The sequence below is a fragment of the Elusimicrobiota bacterium genome (assembly GCA_016706425.1).
In the GTDB taxonomy this organism is placed as follows: domain Bacteria; phylum Elusimicrobiota; class Elusimicrobia; order FEN-1173; family FEN-1173; genus JADJJR01.
Genome location: JADJJR010000001.1, coordinates 1,343,853 through 1,361,428, shown reverse-complemented (window position 1 = coordinate 1,361,428; position 17,576 = coordinate 1,343,853). Strand labels below are relative to the sequence as shown.

At 63.9% G+C, this 17,576-nt stretch carries 18 protein-coding genes; all 18 read right to left on the bottom strand.

Annotated elements, in window-relative coordinates; all coding sequences use genetic code 11:
* Window positions 1-3 precede the first annotated feature (3 nt).
* The 18 genes from IPI56_05475 to IPI56_05390 all read right to left on the bottom strand — a co-directional run bounded on the left by IPI56_05475 (window position 4) and on the right by IPI56_05390 (window position 17,563).
* On the bottom strand, window positions 4-801 hold the full coding sequence (locus tag IPI56_05475; protein ID MBK7545186.1) for an undecaprenyl-diphosphate phosphatase: 798 nt from the start codon (window positions 799-801) through the stop codon (window positions 4-6).
* Window positions 798-998, bottom strand: coding sequence for a winged helix-turn-helix domain-containing protein (locus tag IPI56_05470; protein MBK7545185.1), 201 nt, complete (start codon window positions 996-998; stop codon window positions 798-800). Before IPI56_05470 ends, IPI56_05475 begins: the two co-directional genes overlap by 4 nt.
* A gap of 9 nt (window positions 999-1,007) precedes the next feature.
* Complete coding sequence (accB, locus tag IPI56_05465) at window positions 1,008-1,484, bottom strand: acetyl-CoA carboxylase biotin carboxyl carrier protein (GenBank protein MBK7545184.1); 477 nt, start codon at window positions 1,482-1,484, stop codon at window positions 1,008-1,010.
* Window positions 1,485-1,507: 23 nt separating this feature from the next.
* Window positions 1,508-3,817, bottom strand: a complete 2,310-nt coding sequence (gene pnp, locus IPI56_05460; protein MBK7545183.1) for a polyribonucleotide nucleotidyltransferase — start codon at window positions 3,815-3,817, stop codon at window positions 1,508-1,510.
* A 143-nt stretch (window positions 3,818-3,960) separates the two neighbouring features.
* Window positions 3,961-4,227 carry a 30S ribosomal protein S15 gene (rpsO, locus tag IPI56_05455; protein MBK7545182.1) on the bottom strand — a complete coding sequence of 89 codons (267 nt, stop codon included), beginning with the start codon at window positions 4,225-4,227 and terminating at the stop codon, window positions 3,961-3,963.
* A 33-nt stretch (window positions 4,228-4,260) separates the two neighbouring features.
* Entirely contained in the window at window positions 4,261-5,070 is an 810-nt protein-coding gene (locus IPI56_05450; protein ID MBK7545181.1) for a hypothetical protein, read from the bottom strand.
* Window positions 5,060-5,671 (bottom strand): DUF2238 domain-containing protein, encoded by a 612-nt coding sequence (locus tag IPI56_05445; GenBank protein ID MBK7545180.1) that lies wholly within the window; start codon window positions 5,669-5,671, stop codon window positions 5,060-5,062. Before IPI56_05445 ends, IPI56_05450 begins: the two co-directional genes overlap by 11 nt.
* 19 nt (window positions 5,672-5,690) lie before the next feature.
* Entirely contained in the window at window positions 5,691-6,581 is an 891-nt protein-coding gene (ribF, locus tag IPI56_05440; protein MBK7545179.1) for a riboflavin biosynthesis protein RibF, read from the bottom strand.
* Window positions 6,578-7,309: a tRNA pseudouridine(55) synthase TruB gene (gene truB / locus IPI56_05435; GenBank protein ID MBK7545178.1), complete on the bottom strand. Its 732-nt coding sequence runs from the start codon at window positions 7,307-7,309 to the stop codon at window positions 6,578-6,580. The genes ribF and truB overlap by 4 nt, the downstream gene beginning before the upstream one ends.
* Entirely contained in the window at window positions 7,306-8,313 is a 1,008-nt protein-coding gene (locus IPI56_05430; GenBank protein ID MBK7545177.1) for a bifunctional oligoribonuclease/PAP phosphatase NrnA, read from the bottom strand. Before IPI56_05430 ends, truB begins: the two co-directional genes overlap by 4 nt.
* Window positions 8,310-8,699 carry a 30S ribosome-binding factor RbfA gene (gene rbfA, locus IPI56_05425; protein MBK7545176.1) on the bottom strand — a complete coding sequence of 130 codons (390 nt, stop codon included), beginning with the start codon at window positions 8,697-8,699 and terminating at the stop codon, window positions 8,310-8,312. Before rbfA ends, IPI56_05430 begins: the two co-directional genes overlap by 4 nt.
* Before the next feature lie 10 nt (window positions 8,700-8,709).
* Window positions 8,710-10,914, bottom strand: coding sequence for a translation initiation factor IF-2 (infB, locus tag IPI56_05420; GenBank protein MBK7545175.1), 2,205 nt, complete (start codon window positions 10,912-10,914; stop codon window positions 8,710-8,712).
* Complete coding sequence (gene nusA / locus IPI56_05415; protein ID MBK7545174.1) at window positions 10,911-12,296, bottom strand: transcription termination/antitermination protein NusA; 1,386 nt, start codon at window positions 12,294-12,296, stop codon at window positions 10,911-10,913. The genes infB and nusA overlap by 4 nt, the downstream gene beginning before the upstream one ends.
* Before the next feature lies 1 nt (window position 12,297).
* A complete protein-coding gene (locus IPI56_05410; GenBank protein ID MBK7545173.1) occupies window positions 12,298-12,780 on the bottom strand; it encodes a ribosome maturation factor RimP in 483 nt (160 codons plus the stop codon).
* Between the two features lie 91 nt (window positions 12,781-12,871).
* Window positions 12,872-13,570, bottom strand: a complete 699-nt coding sequence (locus tag IPI56_05405; protein MBK7545172.1) for an FHA domain-containing protein — start codon at window positions 13,568-13,570, stop codon at window positions 12,872-12,874.
* A complete protein-coding gene (locus IPI56_05400; GenBank protein ID MBK7545171.1) occupies window positions 13,567-14,388 on the bottom strand; it encodes a Stp1/IreP family PP2C-type Ser/Thr phosphatase in 822 nt (273 codons plus the stop codon). The genes IPI56_05405 and IPI56_05400 overlap by 4 nt, the downstream gene beginning before the upstream one ends.
* On the bottom strand, window positions 14,385-17,096 hold the full coding sequence (locus IPI56_05395; protein ID MBK7545170.1) for a CHASE2 domain-containing protein: 2,712 nt from the start codon (window positions 17,094-17,096) through the stop codon (window positions 14,385-14,387). Before IPI56_05395 ends, IPI56_05400 begins: the two co-directional genes overlap by 4 nt.
* Window positions 17,093-17,563, bottom strand: a complete 471-nt coding sequence (locus tag IPI56_05390) for a cyclic nucleotide-binding domain-containing protein (GenBank protein MBK7545169.1) — start codon at window positions 17,561-17,563, stop codon at window positions 17,093-17,095. The genes IPI56_05395 and IPI56_05390 overlap by 4 nt, the downstream gene beginning before the upstream one ends.
* Between the last annotated feature and the right edge of the window lie 13 nt (window positions 17,564-17,576).

The following is a 17,576-nucleotide window of genomic DNA, read 5'->3' as shown; positions in this document are numbered from 1 at the left end:
TCGTTATTTTACACTTTTGAAGAGGGCAAAAAGCGTCAGTCCCATTGTATAGAGGGCGAAGGGCCACAACCGTCGCGCGGCCAAGAATTTCATCAGCAAAGCCAAAGCGAACCAGCCCACGATGAAGGCGGTGACGAGGCCCACCATCGTTGGGGCCAGGGGCAGGGCCTTCATGTCGCGCGCCGTGAGCAGGGTCGCGCCGGCGATGGCCGGCATGGCCGCCAAAAAACTGAACCGACCGGCCGCCGGCCACGTCCACCCCAACGCCAACGCGACGCTGATGGTGGAGGCGCTCCGGGACAGCCCCGGCCAAACCGCCAGCCCCTGGGCGGCGCCGATCGCGAGCGCGTGCCAAACCGGAACGTTGGAGGGATCCCCCGAACGATCGGTCCGCCGGCCCGCGCGTTCGCCGCGGAGCAAAACGAGGGTTGTGAAAAAAAAGCCGATCGCCGCGGCCCCGTAGGAGGCCGTTAAACGCTCCACGAGCGGCTTGAGGGCCAGGCCGATGACGCCCGTCACAAAGGTCGCCGCCAGGATTAAGACCAGCAACCGGCGGTCCGCCGCCCGGGCCGGATCCCGGGGACCGAGCAATCCGGCGATCACCCGGCCGAGGTCCGCGCGGAAAAAGAGGACCATCGCCAACAGGGTCCCGACGTGAAGGGCCACGTCCAACGCCAAGGTGTGACCATCCAGGTTGAGCGAAGCTTGAAAGAGGGTGAGGTGCCCGTCGGAAGAGACGGGAAGGAATTCGGTGAGGCCTTGCACGACGCCCAGCAAGACCGCCGTGGCCGTGTCGATCATCGTTTGGTCGTCACCCAATACCCCCGGTCGCGATAAACCAAATCCACGCGCCCCTCCCGCGACAACCACCCGAGGGAGAGAAAAAGGAGGGTTTGCGTGATTTTGAGGGACGACCGGATCTGCAGAGTGGAGGCGTCGGGGTGCTCCTCAAGATACTGCACCACGCGCCCCGCCGTCTGGCCGATCTCGTGCCACATGGCGGACGGTTAGGGGAGCGGATCGAGGAGAAACAGGTCCTGGCCGGCGGACACGGGTTTCCCGTTTTCCGCCACGATCTTGCGCAGAACGCCGGGTCGATCGGCGCGAATTTCGTTCATCACTTTCATGGCTTCGACGATGCAGAGCACGTCGCCGAAAGCGACTTTGTCGCCTTCTTTGACGAAGGGGGGCGTGCTGGGGCTGGGTGATCGGTAGAACACGCCCGCTAAGGGCGAAGCCACCGGATGACCCGCGGGCTTGGCCGGAACGGCCGCCGCCGCGGCGGGGGCCGCCGCGACGGCGGCGTGCGTGGGGTGCGCCGGCGGATGCCACGCCATCGGCGCGGCCACGGCCCGCGACAATTTCAAGTAAAAATCGCCGTCACGAATCTCAAGTTCCGAGAGGTCCCGCTCGCGCATCAACGCGTAATACCGTTGCAGCGCGTCGGGACCGCCGGGCGTCGTGTTGTCGGTGGATTCGCTCATGCCTGCACTCCCCCGAATGGTTTTTACAAATACCCGCGTTCGCCGCCGCTCGTGGTTTCCGGACCGCGCCGTTCGACCGGAGCGCGTTGTTCGACCGGAGCGCGCTGTTCCATCCGCTCACCGCCGCGGTCGCCGCCACGGTCGCGGCGTGGGCCGCGATCGAATCGGTCCCGTCCCCCGCGCCGTTCGTCCCCGCCGCGCCCCGCGCCGCGTTGCGATGGCAGGGGCGTTTCGAGTTCGGAGCCCGGTTTGAGGACGGCTTTGCGCGAGAGGTTCACGCGGCCTTGGCTGTCGACCTCGAGGACCTTCACCTCGACCTGGTCGCCGACCTTCACCACGTCCTCCACGCGCTCCACGCGGTTCACGTCGAGCTGGGAGATGTGGATCAATCCGTCCTTGCCGGGAATGACCTCGACGAAGGCGCCGAGGCGCGGCATGATGCGGACCACCGTGCCGGTGTAAATTTTCCCCACTTCAACCTCCGCGCCGTAGGACTCCACCTGGCGTTTGGCGGTCTCCAGGGAGGCGCGGTCCACGGCGGTGATGTACACCTTCCCGTCGTCTTCCACATCCACCTGGGCACCGGTCTCTTCGATGATGCGCCGGATGTTTTTGCCGCCGGGGCCGATGAGGGCGCCGATTTTGTCCACGGGGATCTGGCAGACTTCCATGCGCGGGGCGTGGGCCGCCATATCGGGGCGCGGGGTTGGCAACGCCGCCGCCATCTTATCGAGAATGAAGAGGCGGGCGCGCTTGGCCTGTTCGAGGGCTTTCGTCATGATTTCGATCGAGATGCCCTCGATCTTGATGTCCATTTGAAGGGCCGTCACGCCCTCCGTGGTGCCGGTGACTTTAAAGTCCATGTCCCCCAGGTGGTCTTCCATTCCCAGGATGTCGGTGAGCACCGCCCAGCGGTCGCCTTCCTTGATCAAGCCCATGGCGATCCCGGCGCAGGGGCGCTTCATCGGCACGCCGGCGTCAAACAGAGCCAACGAACCGCCGCACACCGAGGCCATTGAGGAGGACCCGTTGGATTCCAAGATGTCGGAGACGATGCGAATGGTGTACGGGAAGGTGTCCGGTTCGGGCAGCAGGGGCAACAGCGCGCGCCGCGCCAAGGCGCCGTGGCCGATCTCCCGGCGGCCGGGACCGCGCTCGGCTTTGGGCTCGCCCGTGGAGAAACCGGGGAAGTTGTAGTGCAGCATAAAGCGCTCTTTGAACTCCCCTTCCAGTTCGTCCATGATCTGTTGGTCGGCCGGAGACCCCAGGGTCACCGTGGCCAGGGCCTGGGTTTGGCCGCGGGTGAAGATGACGGACCCGTGGGCCCGGGGCAGGACGCCCGTGTCGATGTGGATCGGACGGATTTCCTCGAAACCGCGACCGTCGGTGCGGCGGTTTTCGTTCAAGATCAGTTTGCGGGCTTCCTCGTATTCCAGGGTCGCCAACAAGCCGTTGATGACGCCGGTCTGGTCCGGGAATTCCCCGGCCAGGTTCGCCTGGGTCTCGGCGACGATGGCGTCGATGGCGTTCTCGCGGGCGTGCTTGTCGGCGGTCTTCATGGCCTCCGCGGTGCGGCCGCGGGCCAACTCGCCCACCTTGGCGGCGAGCGTGGCGTCGACGGCGGGCGGGGGCACGGTCATTTTGGGCTTGCCAACTTTCTTGAAAAGTTCGGTCTGGAGGTCGCAAAGCTTGTCGATTTCCTGCTGGGCGATCCGCAGGGCTTCGATCAAAAGCTCTTCGCTCAATTCGTGGCTGCCCGATTCGACCATCAGGATCGAACCTTTTTTACCCGCCACGATGAGGTCAAGCGTGCTGCGCTCCTGCTCATCCAGGGTGGGGTTCAAGATGAAGCGTTCGTCAATCCGCCCGAGGCGGACGGCCCCGATGGGGCCGGCCCAAGGAAGCGACGACATACCGAGCGCCACCGAGGCGCCCAACATGGCGAGGATGTCCGGGTCGTGGGCCCCGTCGTGGGAGACGGGAATCGCCGCGATTGTGACTTCCAAGCGGAGGTGTTCCGGGAAAAGGGGACGGCAGGAGCGGTCGATCAGGCGGCCGGCCAAAATTTCGCTGTCGCGGGCCTTGCCCTCGCGCTTAAAGAACCCGCCGGGGATGCGTCCCGCGGCGTAAGTCCGGCCGCGGTAATCGACGGTCAACGGGAAAAAATCACGGTCTTCGCGGGGCTTGTTGCCGTTCGCCGCGGCCACGAGGACCACGGTGTCGCCCATGCGCACCAGACAGGCGCCGGCGGCCTGCCGGGCCACGCGGCCGACTTCAAATTGAATCGTGCGGTCGCCCACTTGAATGGAAGGTCGTTCAACGTTTTCAAACATCGGTGTGTCTCCTTGGGGTAAAAAAAGAGCGCGGGGCGCGGACTCTCGGGATTTGGGGGAAGGGATTTAATCGCCCGGGCTTTCGCCCCGGCCATTACATCCCTGCTGAGTCCAAACCGCCGATCGCGTCCGCGACCGCCGCGCTACTTTCTGAGGTTAAGCTCTTTTAAAATATCCACGTATCGTTTGGGTTCGTTGTCGCGCAAATGGGCCAAAAGCCGACGGCGCTGACCGACCATCAACAAAAGACCCCGGCGGGACGCGTGGTCCTTGGGGGATTTTCGGAAGTGGTCCATCAAGCCGTTGATCCGCTCGGTCAGGAGCGCGATTTGCACGGCGGGCCGCCCCGTGTCGCGGGGGGTCACGCCGAACTTCGCAACGATCGTGTGTTTGCGTTCTTTAGTAATCATCGGGCGGGATCATAACAGAAATCGCCTTCGCGGTCAATTATTATTTTTTCCGAGGGACGCCCGCCACAGCCGCTCGAGGGCGGCCGCGTCGGGCAAACCCGCCCCGTAACCGGCGGCGAGCGCCGCGTCCAGGTTTTTCCCCGCCCGCAAATTCTCGCAGAAGCGAAGGAACAGCACCGGCGGAAACTCCCGCATCAAATAGCGCGTCACGCTCATGGCCTGCCGGTACCACTTCGTGACGTCCTCCCCTTCGGCCGCGTCGGCGGTCCCGTCGCGGTAGGTGAATTTCAAAAAAGCGTCGAAAGGAATCGGTCCCTCCCGGCTCAACCAAAGGTCCGACTCGCCGGATTGTTTTTCCATTCCGTATTCCCATTCCATCATCTGCGCCACGCCCTCGTTCAGCCACAGGGGCGGCGCGGTGGATTTGAGAAGAAAATAGCCCCCAAAGAAATGGTGCCCCAACTCGTGGGCCAAGGTCTGTTGAAACGCCGGGCTGTCGTACCCGTAAATGGCGTCGCCGCGGATGTGGGCCGCCGCCCAGGGAGACGGCGCCGCGCGGTTTTGGTAACTCGTCGAGCTGGCGTAGAGGTAAACGTCCAAGACGCGGCCGGGGGCCGCCGCCTGGAACAGGCCCAGGTCCAGGGACAAACGGGCGTGGAGGTTTTCGAGCATGTAAACCACCCCCGCGGGGGCCATCCGGTCTTCGTGACGCAAGCGGAAATGAGCCGACAGCACGGGGGCGCCGGAGGCAAAAACCGAGACATCCTCCTTTTTTTCCACGGCGCCCCGGGCCACGCTCCAGGCCGCCAGAACCAACACCGCCACAATCGAATTACGCGCCACGCGCGACCTCCGCCAGTTGCCGGTCGTGGGTCCGACTCAAAAACACCAAAGACGCCGCCGCCCCGATGCCCGCCAGGAACATGTCGGTCTGGGTGTCCCAGGGATCCCCCTGGGTGCCGAGGAACGCGTCGGCCCCCTGCCCCATCACCAGAGCGGCCGCCCACTCGATCAGCTCGTAAACGGCGCTCAAAGCCAGGGCAAAGGAAACCACGACAAAGGGCAACCAGGCCCGCCGGGCCAGGACGCCCCGCCGCCGGAGGATCTCGCGGCACAGCAGCGCCGGCACCAACCCCTGAAAAAAATGGCCCACCCGGTCGTAGTGGTTTCTTTTGAAATGGAAAACGTCGCGGACCCAGTCGAAAACGGGGACCTCGGCGTAGGTGTAATGGCCGCCGACCATCAACACCATCATGTGGAGGGCGACCCAGGCCTGGGCCAGGGGCGTCAAAGAAAACCGCCGCCGCAGGGCGAACAGGACGGCCGCGCCGACAACCGCCGGGGCGACTTCCATGACCCAGGTCAAACCGTCCTTCGGGTCCGCGGCGGACCAAACGAAGACCGCCGCCGTGAGGCCCCACAGGGCTTTGAGTTGAAGTGTCATGTTTTAAGGATAACGAATTTCAGGCGAAAAGCAACCGGCGGGCGCGGGCTTCGTCCCGGGCGATTTGGGCGCGCAACGCCGCGAGGGAGGCGAAACGTTTCTCGGGGCGCAAAAACGCCACCCACTCCAACCGCAGGCGTCGTCCCGTCAGTCGCCCGGTGTAATCGAGGATGTGCACTTCGGCGACGGGGCGGCCCCGCTTCGACACGGTGGGACGGGTTCCGACGTTCAAAACGCCCCCCCGCCGCACCCCGTTGGGCACGTCCACGCGCACGGCGTAGACGCCCGGCGGCAACAATTTCTCACGGTCGACTTTCAAGTTGGCCGTGGGGTAGCCCAACCGACGCCCCAAGCCCCGGCCCCGTTGCACGTCCGCCACGAGCGTGTAGGGATGCCCCAGGGCGCGGTGCGCGGCGGCCAAATCCCCGACGGCGAGCCGGGCGCGAATTCTCCCCGAAGAAACGGTCTCCCCCCGGTCCAGAAGAGCCGGCACCGCGTGCACCCGCAGCCCCCGAGGGGGCCCTTCCTTTTTCAGACACCCGGGGTGCCCTTCGCGGCCCCGGCCAAAAAAGAAATTGAAGCCGACCACGACCTCCCGCGCCTTCCAGCGCCGCAGGATGTCCCTCTCGAGGAATTCGCGCGCGGAGCGGCGGGCAAGCGCGGGCCCGAACCGAAGGTGTTCCACCCGGTCCGCCCCGTACCGCCGAAGCCATTCTTCCTTCTCGGTCGGGGTCGTTAAACCGGGGACGACCGTGTCCGGCCGGAAAAAGACGCGCGGGGGCCTTTCGAAGGCGACCGCCAAAACCTCGCCCTTCAAAGCGTGGGCGCGTTGGCGCGCCCGGGCCAGGAGGGCCTGGTGGCCGCGGTGGACGCCGTCGAAGGTGCCCAGGGTGAGAACAACGGGTTTCACGCGGAAAGTTTTTCGATGGGGATGAAAGACCGTTCGAAGGCCGCCGGGTCCAGCTCCGCCCGGTCCCGCCAGGGGTAGGCGTTTTCGACGCGGTGGGGCCCGATGGTTTCGCGGCGCAGCTCCGCCAGGGTGCCGCCGACGCCGAGGGCTTCGCCCAGATCCCGCGCCAGCGCGCGGACGTAGAACCCCTTGGAGCAGTCCACCCGGAACGCCGCGTCCGGGGATGTGTAGGAAAGCAAAGACAGGGCGTGCACGGCCACCTCTTTGACGGGCCGCTCCACGGGCACTCCTTTGCGCGCCCAATGGTAAAGGGGTTTGCCTTTCCACTTGACGGCCGAGTAGGTGGGGACCTCCTGGCGGAGGGGACCAACGAAACGGGCCAGGGCGGCCCGGACCTCGGCCTCGCTCACTTCCTCGACTTTTTTCGCGAACACCCGGGGCAACGGCGCCCCGTCCAAATCGTCCGTGGTGGTGACCGCGCCCAGGCGGATCACACCGGCGTAGGTCTTACGTTCGGTCATGTAAAGATTCTGAAGCGATCGCGCTTCCCCCACCACCAAAAGCAACAGACCCGTCGCCATGGGGTCGAGGGACCCGCAGTGGCCCACGTCCCCCGTGTCCAACACCCGACGTGCCCAAAGCACGGCGTCGTGGGAGGTGGGCCCCTTGGGTTTGTCGATCAAGAACAAACCCGAAATCACTTTTCGGGACAAAACGGGCCGATTCATCGCTTCCCCAGGGCCCGGGACAGGACACTCAAAAGTTTTTTCTCCACCGCGTCGATCCCCCCCGGCAAGACCGCCCCGGCCGCGTTTTTGTGTCCGCCGCCGCCCAGAGAGACCGCCAACCGGCACAGGTCCACCCGGCTTTTCCCCCGCAGGCTGATTTTCACCTTGCCCCGTTCCTCCGTGTCGCGCAGGAAAAGCGACACCCAGGACGTCGGGGGCAAAAGGCCCATGTTGGGAATGTCTTCGACTTCCGAGGGGTCCGCCCCCGTTTCTTCGAAATCGCGGCGCGTCAAGCGCAACACGGTGACACGCCCCCCGGCCGCCAACCGCGCGCCGGAAAGGGCCCGGCCCATGAGCCGCATGGCGGCCGGGCTGCGCGTGGCGTAAACGTGGCGGTGCACCTCGGCCACGTCCACCCCCGCCGCCAAAAGGCGAGCGGCGGCCGTGTGGCTGCCCACGCGGGTGTTCTCCTGCTGGAATCGCCCCGTGTCGGTCACCAAGCCCAGGTAAAGGGCCGTCGCCTCGGTGACGGTCAAGCGATGTTTCAGCGCGTCGAACACCCGGATCAGTTGCTCCGAATTCGAGGAGGCGTCCACGTCGATCAGGTTGATGTCGCCGTAAAGGGCGTGGTGGGCGTGGTGGTCCACGTTCACCACCGCGCGGGCCTGGCGCTTGAAATCCAGGACATGGCCCGTCCGCTCCGGGCCCGAGCACTCAAAAACGATCGCCGCGTCGTAACGGCCGCCGAAGCGTTTGGCGCTGCCGATCCGCCGAATGCCTTTTAAAAAATGACAATAGGAAGGGACCGGCGAGGCGTTGCCCACGACGACGGATTTGCCCCGGCCGCGCAAATAGGACGCCAGGGCGATCTCGGACCCGACGGTGTCGCCGTCGGGGTTTTCGTGTCCGGTGAGGAAAAACGTGCGCCCGGTGCGCAACAGGCGCGCGAAACGGGCCAGTTCCCGGCGATAAAACAACGACAGCCTCTCGCCGGGAAGGGTCACTGCCCCTCCGGGCGTTTGCGCCGGCGGGGCGCGGGGGGCGGGGGTTCTTCGGTGTGAATCCGCTGGATCAATTCGTTGATGCGCGCGGCGCGTTCGGGTGTTTCGTCCCAGACGAATTCCAGGACGGGAATGCGCCGCAGGCTTTCCAGACGCCGCATGGAGCGGGTGAGATCGTATTTCATGCCGTTCAAGGCTTCGGCGGCGCGGGTTTTTTCGGCGTCCGAGCCGAGCACCGAGTAGAAGACCCGGGCCGACATCAAATCGTCGGTGGTTTTCACGGAGGTGAAAGTCAGGAGGCCGGTGTCCGGGGGTTGGTTTTCGAGGACGAAATTGGCAATTTCCCGGAGCAACAACTCGTTCACGCGCTCCAAGCGTCGGGAGATCATGGGAGGGGTTTTACAACTTTCGGGCTTGTTTTTCGATGGTGAAAAATTCCAGCCGATCCCCGGTTTTGATGTCCTGGAAATTGGCCAGCGTCAGGCCGCACTCGTACCCCTTTTCCACGTCGCGCACGTCGTCCTTGAAGCGTTTCAAGCTGCCGAGCGCCCCTTCGAACACGATGGCGCCGTTGCGGATCAGCCGCGCCTTGCCGGTGCGCATGGCCTTGCCGTCGGTGACCATGCACCCCGCGACAAACCCCACCTTGGGGGCGGAGAAGACTTTCCGAACCTCGGCCCACCCGACCGTGACTTCCTTTTCCTCGGGCTCCAAAAGACCTTCGAGGGCGGCCTTCACGTCGTTGACCATATCGTAAATGATGCGATAGGTTTTGATTTCCACGCCGTCGCGCTGGGCCAGCGATTCGGAGGTCGGGTCGGGGCGGACGTTGAATCCGAGGATGATCGCGTCGGAAGCGTCCGCCAACACGACGTCGGAATTGTTGATGCCCCCCACGCCCGCGTGGATGACGCGGACGGAAATTTCGTTGTTGCCCAGTTTTTGCAGGGATTCCCGAATGGCCTCCAGCGACCCCTGCACGTCGGCCTTGAGGACGATGGGCAAAGCGCGCACCTTGCCCGCCGTGGCTTCATGGTGGAACGCCTCGAGGGTCAGGTGTTGCCGCGCCCTTTTCGATTCGGCGTCGGCCAGGCCTTGGCGACGCTCCGCGATTTCCCGGGCCTCGCGTTCGGTCGGCAGGACCACCAGGGTGTCGCCGGCCTTGGGCGTGCCGGCCAAGCCCATGATTTCCACCGGGAATGACGGCGGGGCCTCTTTCACCCGCTCGCCCCGATCGTTGGTCAAGGCCCGAATTTTGCCGGAATGGACGCCGCAGACGAACGCGTCGCCCAATTTGAGCGTGCCCTTTTGAATCAGGACGGTGGCCACCGGTCCGCGGCGGGGGTCCAAACGCGCCTCCACCACCACACCCTGGGCCGCGCGGTCGGGGTTGGCTTTCAGCTCCAGCAACTCCGCCTCGAGCGCCACCATTTCCAAAAGTTTGTCGATGTTCGTTTTTTGCCGCGCCGAGACTTCCACCATCACGGTCTTCCCCCCCCAATCCTCGGGGGCCAGGTTGAGGTTGGCCAGTTCCTGCTTAATGCGTTGGGCGTTGGCCTGGGGCAAGTCGCACTTGTTGATGGCCACGACGATCGGCACGTCGGCCGCCCGCGCGTGATCGATGGCTTCCACGGTCTGCGGCATGACGCCGTCGTCCGCCGCGACCACCAGAATGACGAGGTCCGTCGCCTTCGCGCCCCGGGCGCGCATGGCGGTGAAGGCCTCGTGACCGGGGGTGTCAAGGAACGTGACGACCCCGCGATCGGTTTTGACCTGGTAGGCGCCGATGTGTTGAGTGATTCCGCCGGCCTCTTTTTCGGCGACGCGCGCCGAGCGGATGGCGTCCAGCAAGGAGGTTTTGCCGTGATCGACGTGGCCCATCACGGTCACCACCGGCGGGCGCGGCCGGAGGGCCCCCGGGTCCTCCGGGGTTGTCAGAGCTTCGTCGGTCAGGACGGATTTCACGTTCACGTCGACATTGAAAGCGTCCGCCACCAAAACCGCGGTGTCGGTGTCGAGCCGTTGGTTTAAATTGGCCATCACCCCGAGTCCCATCAGTTTTTTGATCACATCGGGCAGTTTGGCGTTCAGTTTTTCCGTCAATTCCTTGACGGTGATCGTTTCGTTGATTTCAATCTTGATTCGGGGTGCCGCCGGCCGGGCCTCGGGAACAGGCCGAACCGGGGCCGCGGGTTTGGGTTCCGCTAGCGGGCGGACGACGGTCGGCGCCGCAACGGGCGCGGCGGCCGCCGGGCGGTTTTCCACCGGCTTAAAGACGGGAGCGGCCGGCGTCGGCGAGGGCCCCGCGGGTTTGGCCGCGGGAACCGGCGCCGCAACGGGCGACGGTTTCGTGGCGGCCACCGGGGCGGCGACCGGAACGGAAAGGGGGGCCGCGGGGGCCGCGACGATGGGGGCTTCGGGTTTTTTTCGCAGCGCACGCGTTTTGGCGGCCGTGTCCCCTTCTTTTTTCGGCGCCTTCTTCGCCTTGACCGCCTCTTTGGCCGTGGCGTTTTTCGCCGGGGCCTTTTTCTTTTCCACCGGCGTCTTCACGGCGGCGGCTTTTTTGGCGGTCTTGGGAGCGGATTTCTTTTTGGCGTCGGTCATGGGGTTGTGGTGTCCGTTTCCGCGGGTGTTTCTTGGTCCGCGGGGGTCTCTTCGACGACGGGCGCCGCGGGGGCGGCCTCCGTCGGCTCTTCGGTTGGGGCCGGGGCCGAAATGGCTTTGAGGGCCCGTTTCGCCATCTGGATTTTAGCGGCTTCGATCACGTGTTCGGCCGCTTTTTCGCTGATCCCTTCCAGGGCGGTCAATTCGTCCACCCGGGCGGTGGCCAAGCGGTCAATGTTGTCCCAACCGTTCTGGTGCAAAATTTCGGCCGTCTTCGGCGCGACGCCGTCCAGCCGGGACGGGTCTTCGACCGAGGTCAACGCGTCGGCCTGGGAGGTCGTCCGCGCCTGGCCTTCGGATCGGACGTCCAAGTTCCAACCGGTCAGTTTGTTCGCCAAACGCACGTTTTGACCGGATTTGCCGATGGCCAAGGCCAGCTGGTCGTCGGCCACCAACACCTCGGCCCGTTTGTCTTCGTGACTCAAAATTTTCACCATGAGCGGCTTCACCGGCGACATCGCGTTGCCGATGAAGGTGGCGGCGTCGAGCGCGTGCCCCACCAGGTCGATGCGTTCCCCCTGGAGCTCGTTGATGATCGGCCGCACCCGAGACCCCTTCACGCCCACACAGGCGCCGATGGGATCGACTTTGGGGTTGTTGCTGCGGACCACAACTTTCGATCGGAAACCGGGCTCGCGGACCACGCTCACGACTTCGACGGTTTTTTCGTAAATTTCCGGAACTTCCTGTTCAAACAGGCGTTTGACGAAATCGGGGTGCGCGCGCGACAACAAGATCTCCGGACCACGGGGACCGCGGTCCACTTTCAAAATCAAGGCGCGCACGCGGTCGCCCACCATCCAATGCTCCCGCCGCACTTGCTCGCGCATGGGGATGATGGCTTCGCCGCCCCGGCCCATGTCGACAACGATGTTGCGGCTCAAAAACCGCAAAACGGTGCCGTTGATCAGCGTGCCTTCTTTGGGTTTGTATTCGGTGTAGAGACCCTCGCGCTGCGTTTCGCGCACTTTCTGGATCAAAACCTGCTTGGCGGTTTGGGCGGCAATGCGCGCGAAGTCCTGGGCCTCGACGGGAATGCGGACCTCCGTTTCGGTGACCACCGCGTTGCGCAAACGGTTGGCGTCGGCGGCGGTGATTTCCACGGCGGGGTTCGCCACGGTCTCCACGATCGCCTTCACCACGAACGCCTGGATTTGCCCGGAGTTGGCGTCGATGGAGGCGGTCACGTTGACCTGTTGGCCCACTGTTTTCCGATAGGCCGACACCAGGGCCTGTTCCACCATGTGGAGGATCTCCTCCTTGGGGATGCCCTGGTCCTTCTCGATTTGCTCCAACGCCGAAATCAATTCGCTCTTGCTCACGTCAGTTCCCCTTCGTTCTGTCGTCTAGGGTGATCGGCGGGTCCAGTTTCGCCGAAGCGATGCCCGCCAGGGGCACCCGGACCAAGCCGTTGGTTCGATCCAACAAAATCAAATCTTCGCCTTCGATCTTTTCGATCCGCCCGTGAAAATTGCGCTGGTTGTTGATCGGCGCGAAGGTTTTCACGATGGCCTCGATGCCGGCGAACCGCTCGAAGTCCTCCCGCTTTTTGAGGGGCCTGTTGAGCCCCGGGGAGGAGACCTCCAGGTTGTAGTCGTGGACGATGAGGCCCGAGCCTTCGACCCATTCGCCCAGGCGGTGACTCCATTCGGCGCAATCGGACAGGCCGATGCCGCCGCTCTTGTCCAGGACAAACCGCAACACCCAACCGGCGCCTTCCCGGCGGTACTGGAGTTCCACCAATTCGATCCCCGCTTCCCGCAACAGCGGCAAGGCGCGGGCTTCGATGTCCTCGGCCACACCCATTTTGTCTCCCAACAAACAAAAAAAGTGGCCCGGATTCGGCCACTTTCTTTGACTACCTTACAAAATTATTACGCGTGCGGCAATATTCGGTCTACCCCAATTCCATCAATATATAAGCCATTTTAAGCGGCCCGACATCAATCAGATCCCCCTCTTGCAGGGGCACCTGGGCCTGGTCCATCAGTGGGTTGCCGTTCAGCTTCACCGTTTTGTCTTTCAGGGCGGTCAAATAAAAACCGTCGGGTTTTTTGGAAACGCAGGCCGCCAGATCGGGCTGAAACATCCCCTTGAGTTTGATTTGAGCCTGGGAGGACTTCCCGATGTAGGTGATGAACGCGGTCAAAGGAATCGGTTTTTCCCCCGGGTCGCCCCCCATCAAAATCTTCACGCAACCGACGCGCCCCGCCGCTTGCGGCGCGGGGGCCGGCACGGCCGGGGGCGCCGTCATGATCACCGTGGCGTCGGTGGACACCGGCGCGGGGACCGGCGGCGCGGCCGGGGCGTCGGCGTCCAGGAACAAAACCGTGTGTTTGGCCACCGCGAATTCGTCCTGATGGCGCAGGGGGGCCTTGGTGATTTCCAATCCGCGCAGGAAAGTCCCGTTGGTGCTGTCGAGGTCTTCGATAAAAAAAGCCCCGTTTTCCTTCACCACGCGGCAGTGGCGGCCCGAAACCGCCGGGTTGTCGATGACCAAGTCGCTGTCGGGGTGTCGGCCGATCGCCACCGCGTCTTTTTCCACCGTCAATTCCTTCACCACGGCTCCGTTGTATTTGAGAACAAGTTTGGTCATGGTTGTCGCCTCGTCCGTCGCTGACTCCAACAATTTTTCCACCGCTCCCACCACTGCGACCCGGTGACCCGCGCGGCGGCCACCGTCACGTTGTCCCGACCGCCCCGCTCCACCGCGGCTTTCACCAGCCGTTCGCACATCCCGGCCGCGTCCGCCGTGTCCCGCAGCGTGGCCGCGATGTCCGCGTCCGGCACCATGCGGGTCAAACCGTCCGTGCACAAAAGGAACACATCCGCCCCATCCACCTTCCGTTCCTGCGTGTCCACGTCGACCTCCGCGCCGGTGCCGAGGGCGCGGGTCAAAATGTTTTGGTTCGCGGCCGTCGCGGCCTCGGCGGGGGTCAGGAGGCCGCGCTCCACCTGCTCCGCCACGAACGAATGATCCCGCGTCCATTGCGACAAGCGTTCCCCCCGCCAGAGGTACAACCGACTGTCCCCGACGTTGGCCACCGTCACGCGCCCGCCGTGGAACAAAGCGGCCACGATGGTCGTGCCCATGCCCTTTTGGTCGGGGTTTTCTTGGGCGGAACTAAAAATCATTTGATTCGCGATTCGGATGGAGGATATCAAAAGCCGCTGCCATTCGGTCAAATGAAGGGGCGCCTCCCCTTCCCAGGGGATCTTCCCGCTGTCCAAGCCGCGCGTCACCTCCGCCACCACGGTGTCCACCGCCAGTCGGCTGGCCACCTCGCCCGCCGCGTGCCCGCCCATGCCGTCGGCCACCACAATCAGCCCGTGGGCGGCGTCGATCCCGTAGGCGTCCTGATTGTTGCGCCGGACGCGGCCAACGTCGGTGACGCCGTGCAGGGCCAAGGTCATTGATGGGCCTCCGGGACAGAGCCGGGGTTTCTCTCCGAGAGGGTGCGTTCCAGGGCCGAACGTCCGCTCTCGTTCGCCGGATTTTGGGGCGCCCGGCTGTTCGGGGGCGGCGCGTCCGGAGTTTTCAGCGCTGCCCGCAAGTCGCTCGCCATGTCCGCCCCGCGTTGATACCGCAGATCCGGGTCTTTGGCCATGGCGCGCGTCAACACCGCCCAGAGGGCCGGGGTCACGCGGTCCGGCCGCTTTAAACGGGCGTCGGGCGGCTCTTCGCTGGCGATTTTAAACAACAACGTCGCGATATTTTCCCCCTCGAACGGTTTTTCGCCCACCAACATTTCGTAGAGCATGACCCCCAATGAAAAGAGGTCCGACCGCCCGTCCACTTTTTTCCCCGACAGTTGTTCGGGCGACATGTAACTGGGCGTGCCCAGCACCGTGCCGGTGGCCGTTTTGGAGGAGCCGCTCAACCGCGCGATGCCGAAATCCGTCACCCGCAAGGTCCCGTCGTTCAACCGCATGACGTTGGCGGGTTTGATGTCGCGGTGGACGACCCCGTTGGCGTGGGCGTAGTCGAGCGCGTCGGCGATGAGGGCCACGTCTTCGTGGACCCGGGGCAGGGAAAGGAGGTTCGCTTTCTCCACGCATTTTTTAAAATCCTCCCCCTCCAAGAGTTCCATGGCGATGTAGGAGATTTCGCCGTCTTCCCCCGCGTCGTAAATCCGCACAATGTTGGGATGATTGAGCGTGCCGGCGGACTCGGCCTCGCGGAAAAACCGTTCCCGAAACATTTTGCTCGTTTCAGCGTCCAGGTCGTCTTCGAAGCGCAGTGTTTTGATGGCCACCGGCCGGTTGATTTTGGGGTCTTTTCCCAGGTAAACGATGCCCATGGCCCCGCGGCCGAGTTCCTTTTGAATTTCGTAGCGACCCAGGGTCGGCTTAACGTCCCCGGCCCCCAACACCACGGTGCCGCCGGGTTTGGATTTGAGGGACGCCGCGGCCAGGAGCCCTTCGCCCGCCTGTTTCGCGGTTTTGATTTTGTTCTTCACGTCCTTGAAATTCGGGTTCGCCTTGGCGATGTGCTCGTACACCACGAGGGCCTTGGTGAATTGCCGCTTGCGTTCGAAATCCAATCCCAGGTTGTAAAGAACGCCCTGCATCTCCGGGTCCACCGGGCATTTTTGAAACTTTTCAAAAGCGAGGTCCAGGAGTCCTTGCCCCTGGAACGAAAGCCCCAACATGCGGTTCGTTTCCGCGCTCTGGGCTTCCACCAGATCCTTGCGTTTTTCGGTGAAGAAGAACCGCTTTAACGTAAGCAAGGCGTAGGTGAAGATCAGCAGGGCCAGGGGAAGGAAGATCTTGATCCACCACCCCCGACTCAGAAAGAGGTAAACCCCGCCGCCGGCGATCGCCAGCACGAGGACCAAGGTGGCGACCGCCCCGCCGAGCGCCCGAAACTGCGGAAGCCCGAAGATGACGAAAACCCCGATGAAAACCAGGACCCCCATTTCCACCCCGGAAGTCCAGGGGGGGCGCCGCAGGGGGGTGCCCTCCAACAAGCTGCGAACCGCGGCGAGGATGACGCCCGTGACCGGGTAGAGCGGGCTGGCCGGTGTGGCGAACCGCGGGGCCAGCAGGGGGTCCGTCAAACCGACCAGGACGATTTTGTCCTTGAATATCCGTCTCGAAAAACCCGCGGAATCGCGCAGGACGTCCACGGCCGACACCGCGTGCTTGTCGTCTTCAAAAGTGGGCGGGTAGCGGACCAACAGCCGACTCCGCTCGTCCAAAGGGAAAACCGTTTTTCCCAAGAGGAGGGATTTCCCAAGGTCCACGCGGACCTCGGCGTCCTTGAGGCGCAGAGCCGAACGCGCCATTTCCAGCGCCATTGAGGGATAATATTGCCCGTTGTAACGCATCACCACGGCCTCGGCGCGGAGGGTCCCGTCTGCGTCGGGAAGGATTTGCACATGACCCAGCGTCCGGGGCCCGCGAATGAATTCCGCCAGGGGGATTTTGGGTCGGTGCCCGGTCAAGGCCGCGTCTTTTTTGTCCCCGGTCACTTGCGATTGCAACAGGGCGTGTTCGTTCATTCGGGCCGCGATGTCCGGCGATTCGTCCAGAAGCGTTTGGTTGAGGGCGTCAAAAGAAAAGGGCTGAACGAGATTCCGCGCGTCCTGAAGGGTTTCCGCCAGTTGGGCGTCGGCGTCGAGCATTTCCTCCACCGCCATCAGGCTGCCGTCGAACTCCGCCATCCGGTCCAACCATCGGCGCGGCACCAATTTTTTGTAGCGCACATCTTTTTCCGCGCGGGACAACAACGCGTCAAAGGCTTTTTTCTGGCGATCCACCAGTTTTTCGAAGTCCCGCCGCAACTCCTGCACGGCGGCCAAACCCTGGTTTTCATCCGGGTCGGTGAAGATGATTCCCAACCCGATCACCCGGGGTTTCCCGTCTTCGATGCGGCGAACCAACTCGGCGATCTTGTTCCGGGGCCACGGCCAGCGCCCCTCGGCCTGGATGGACACGTCGTCTATTTTCACCAGACGAATGTTCTCGGCGGGGGCCGGCGTGGGCAACAAATTGTGGCGCAAGTCGTAGAGTTTCAATTCCGGGATTTCCGTGAAAGCCGGGGTCCAATGGGCGCACAACACAGCGATTCCGGTCAGCAAGACCCCCACCGCCAAGTCGGTGCGGTCGATTCGTTTCATGGTTGGCCGGCCGGCGAGGCGCCGGGTTTGGCACGGGCGGTGGCCGCGGCGTTCTGACGGCGTCGCTCGGCCATTTTTTCGCGCAGCGCGAGCTCCAGGGAAGGGTGTTGACGGAGAAACGCGCGGAAGGTGTCCAGCGGGATCATGAGGACGACGGTGTCGTCCTCCACGGCGCGGATGGTGGCGTTGGCGGGGGTGGACTCCAACAGCGACATTTCCCCGAAGAAATCCCCCGGGCCCAGGGTCGACAGGATCACGGTGTCCCCGCCGCTTTTCACGGACACCTCGGCCCGACCGCTCTTTAAAATATTGAAATTGCTGTTGATTTCCCCGCGGAACACGACGGTTTGGCCTTTGTTGAACACTTGCCGGTCGGCGTCCTGGGTGATGGCGCGGATCTGGCCCTCCGTGAAGAAGGACAGGATGTCGACGTTTCGTTTGATGAACAATGTGTCGTCAAATGGCATTCGCCGCGCCCCT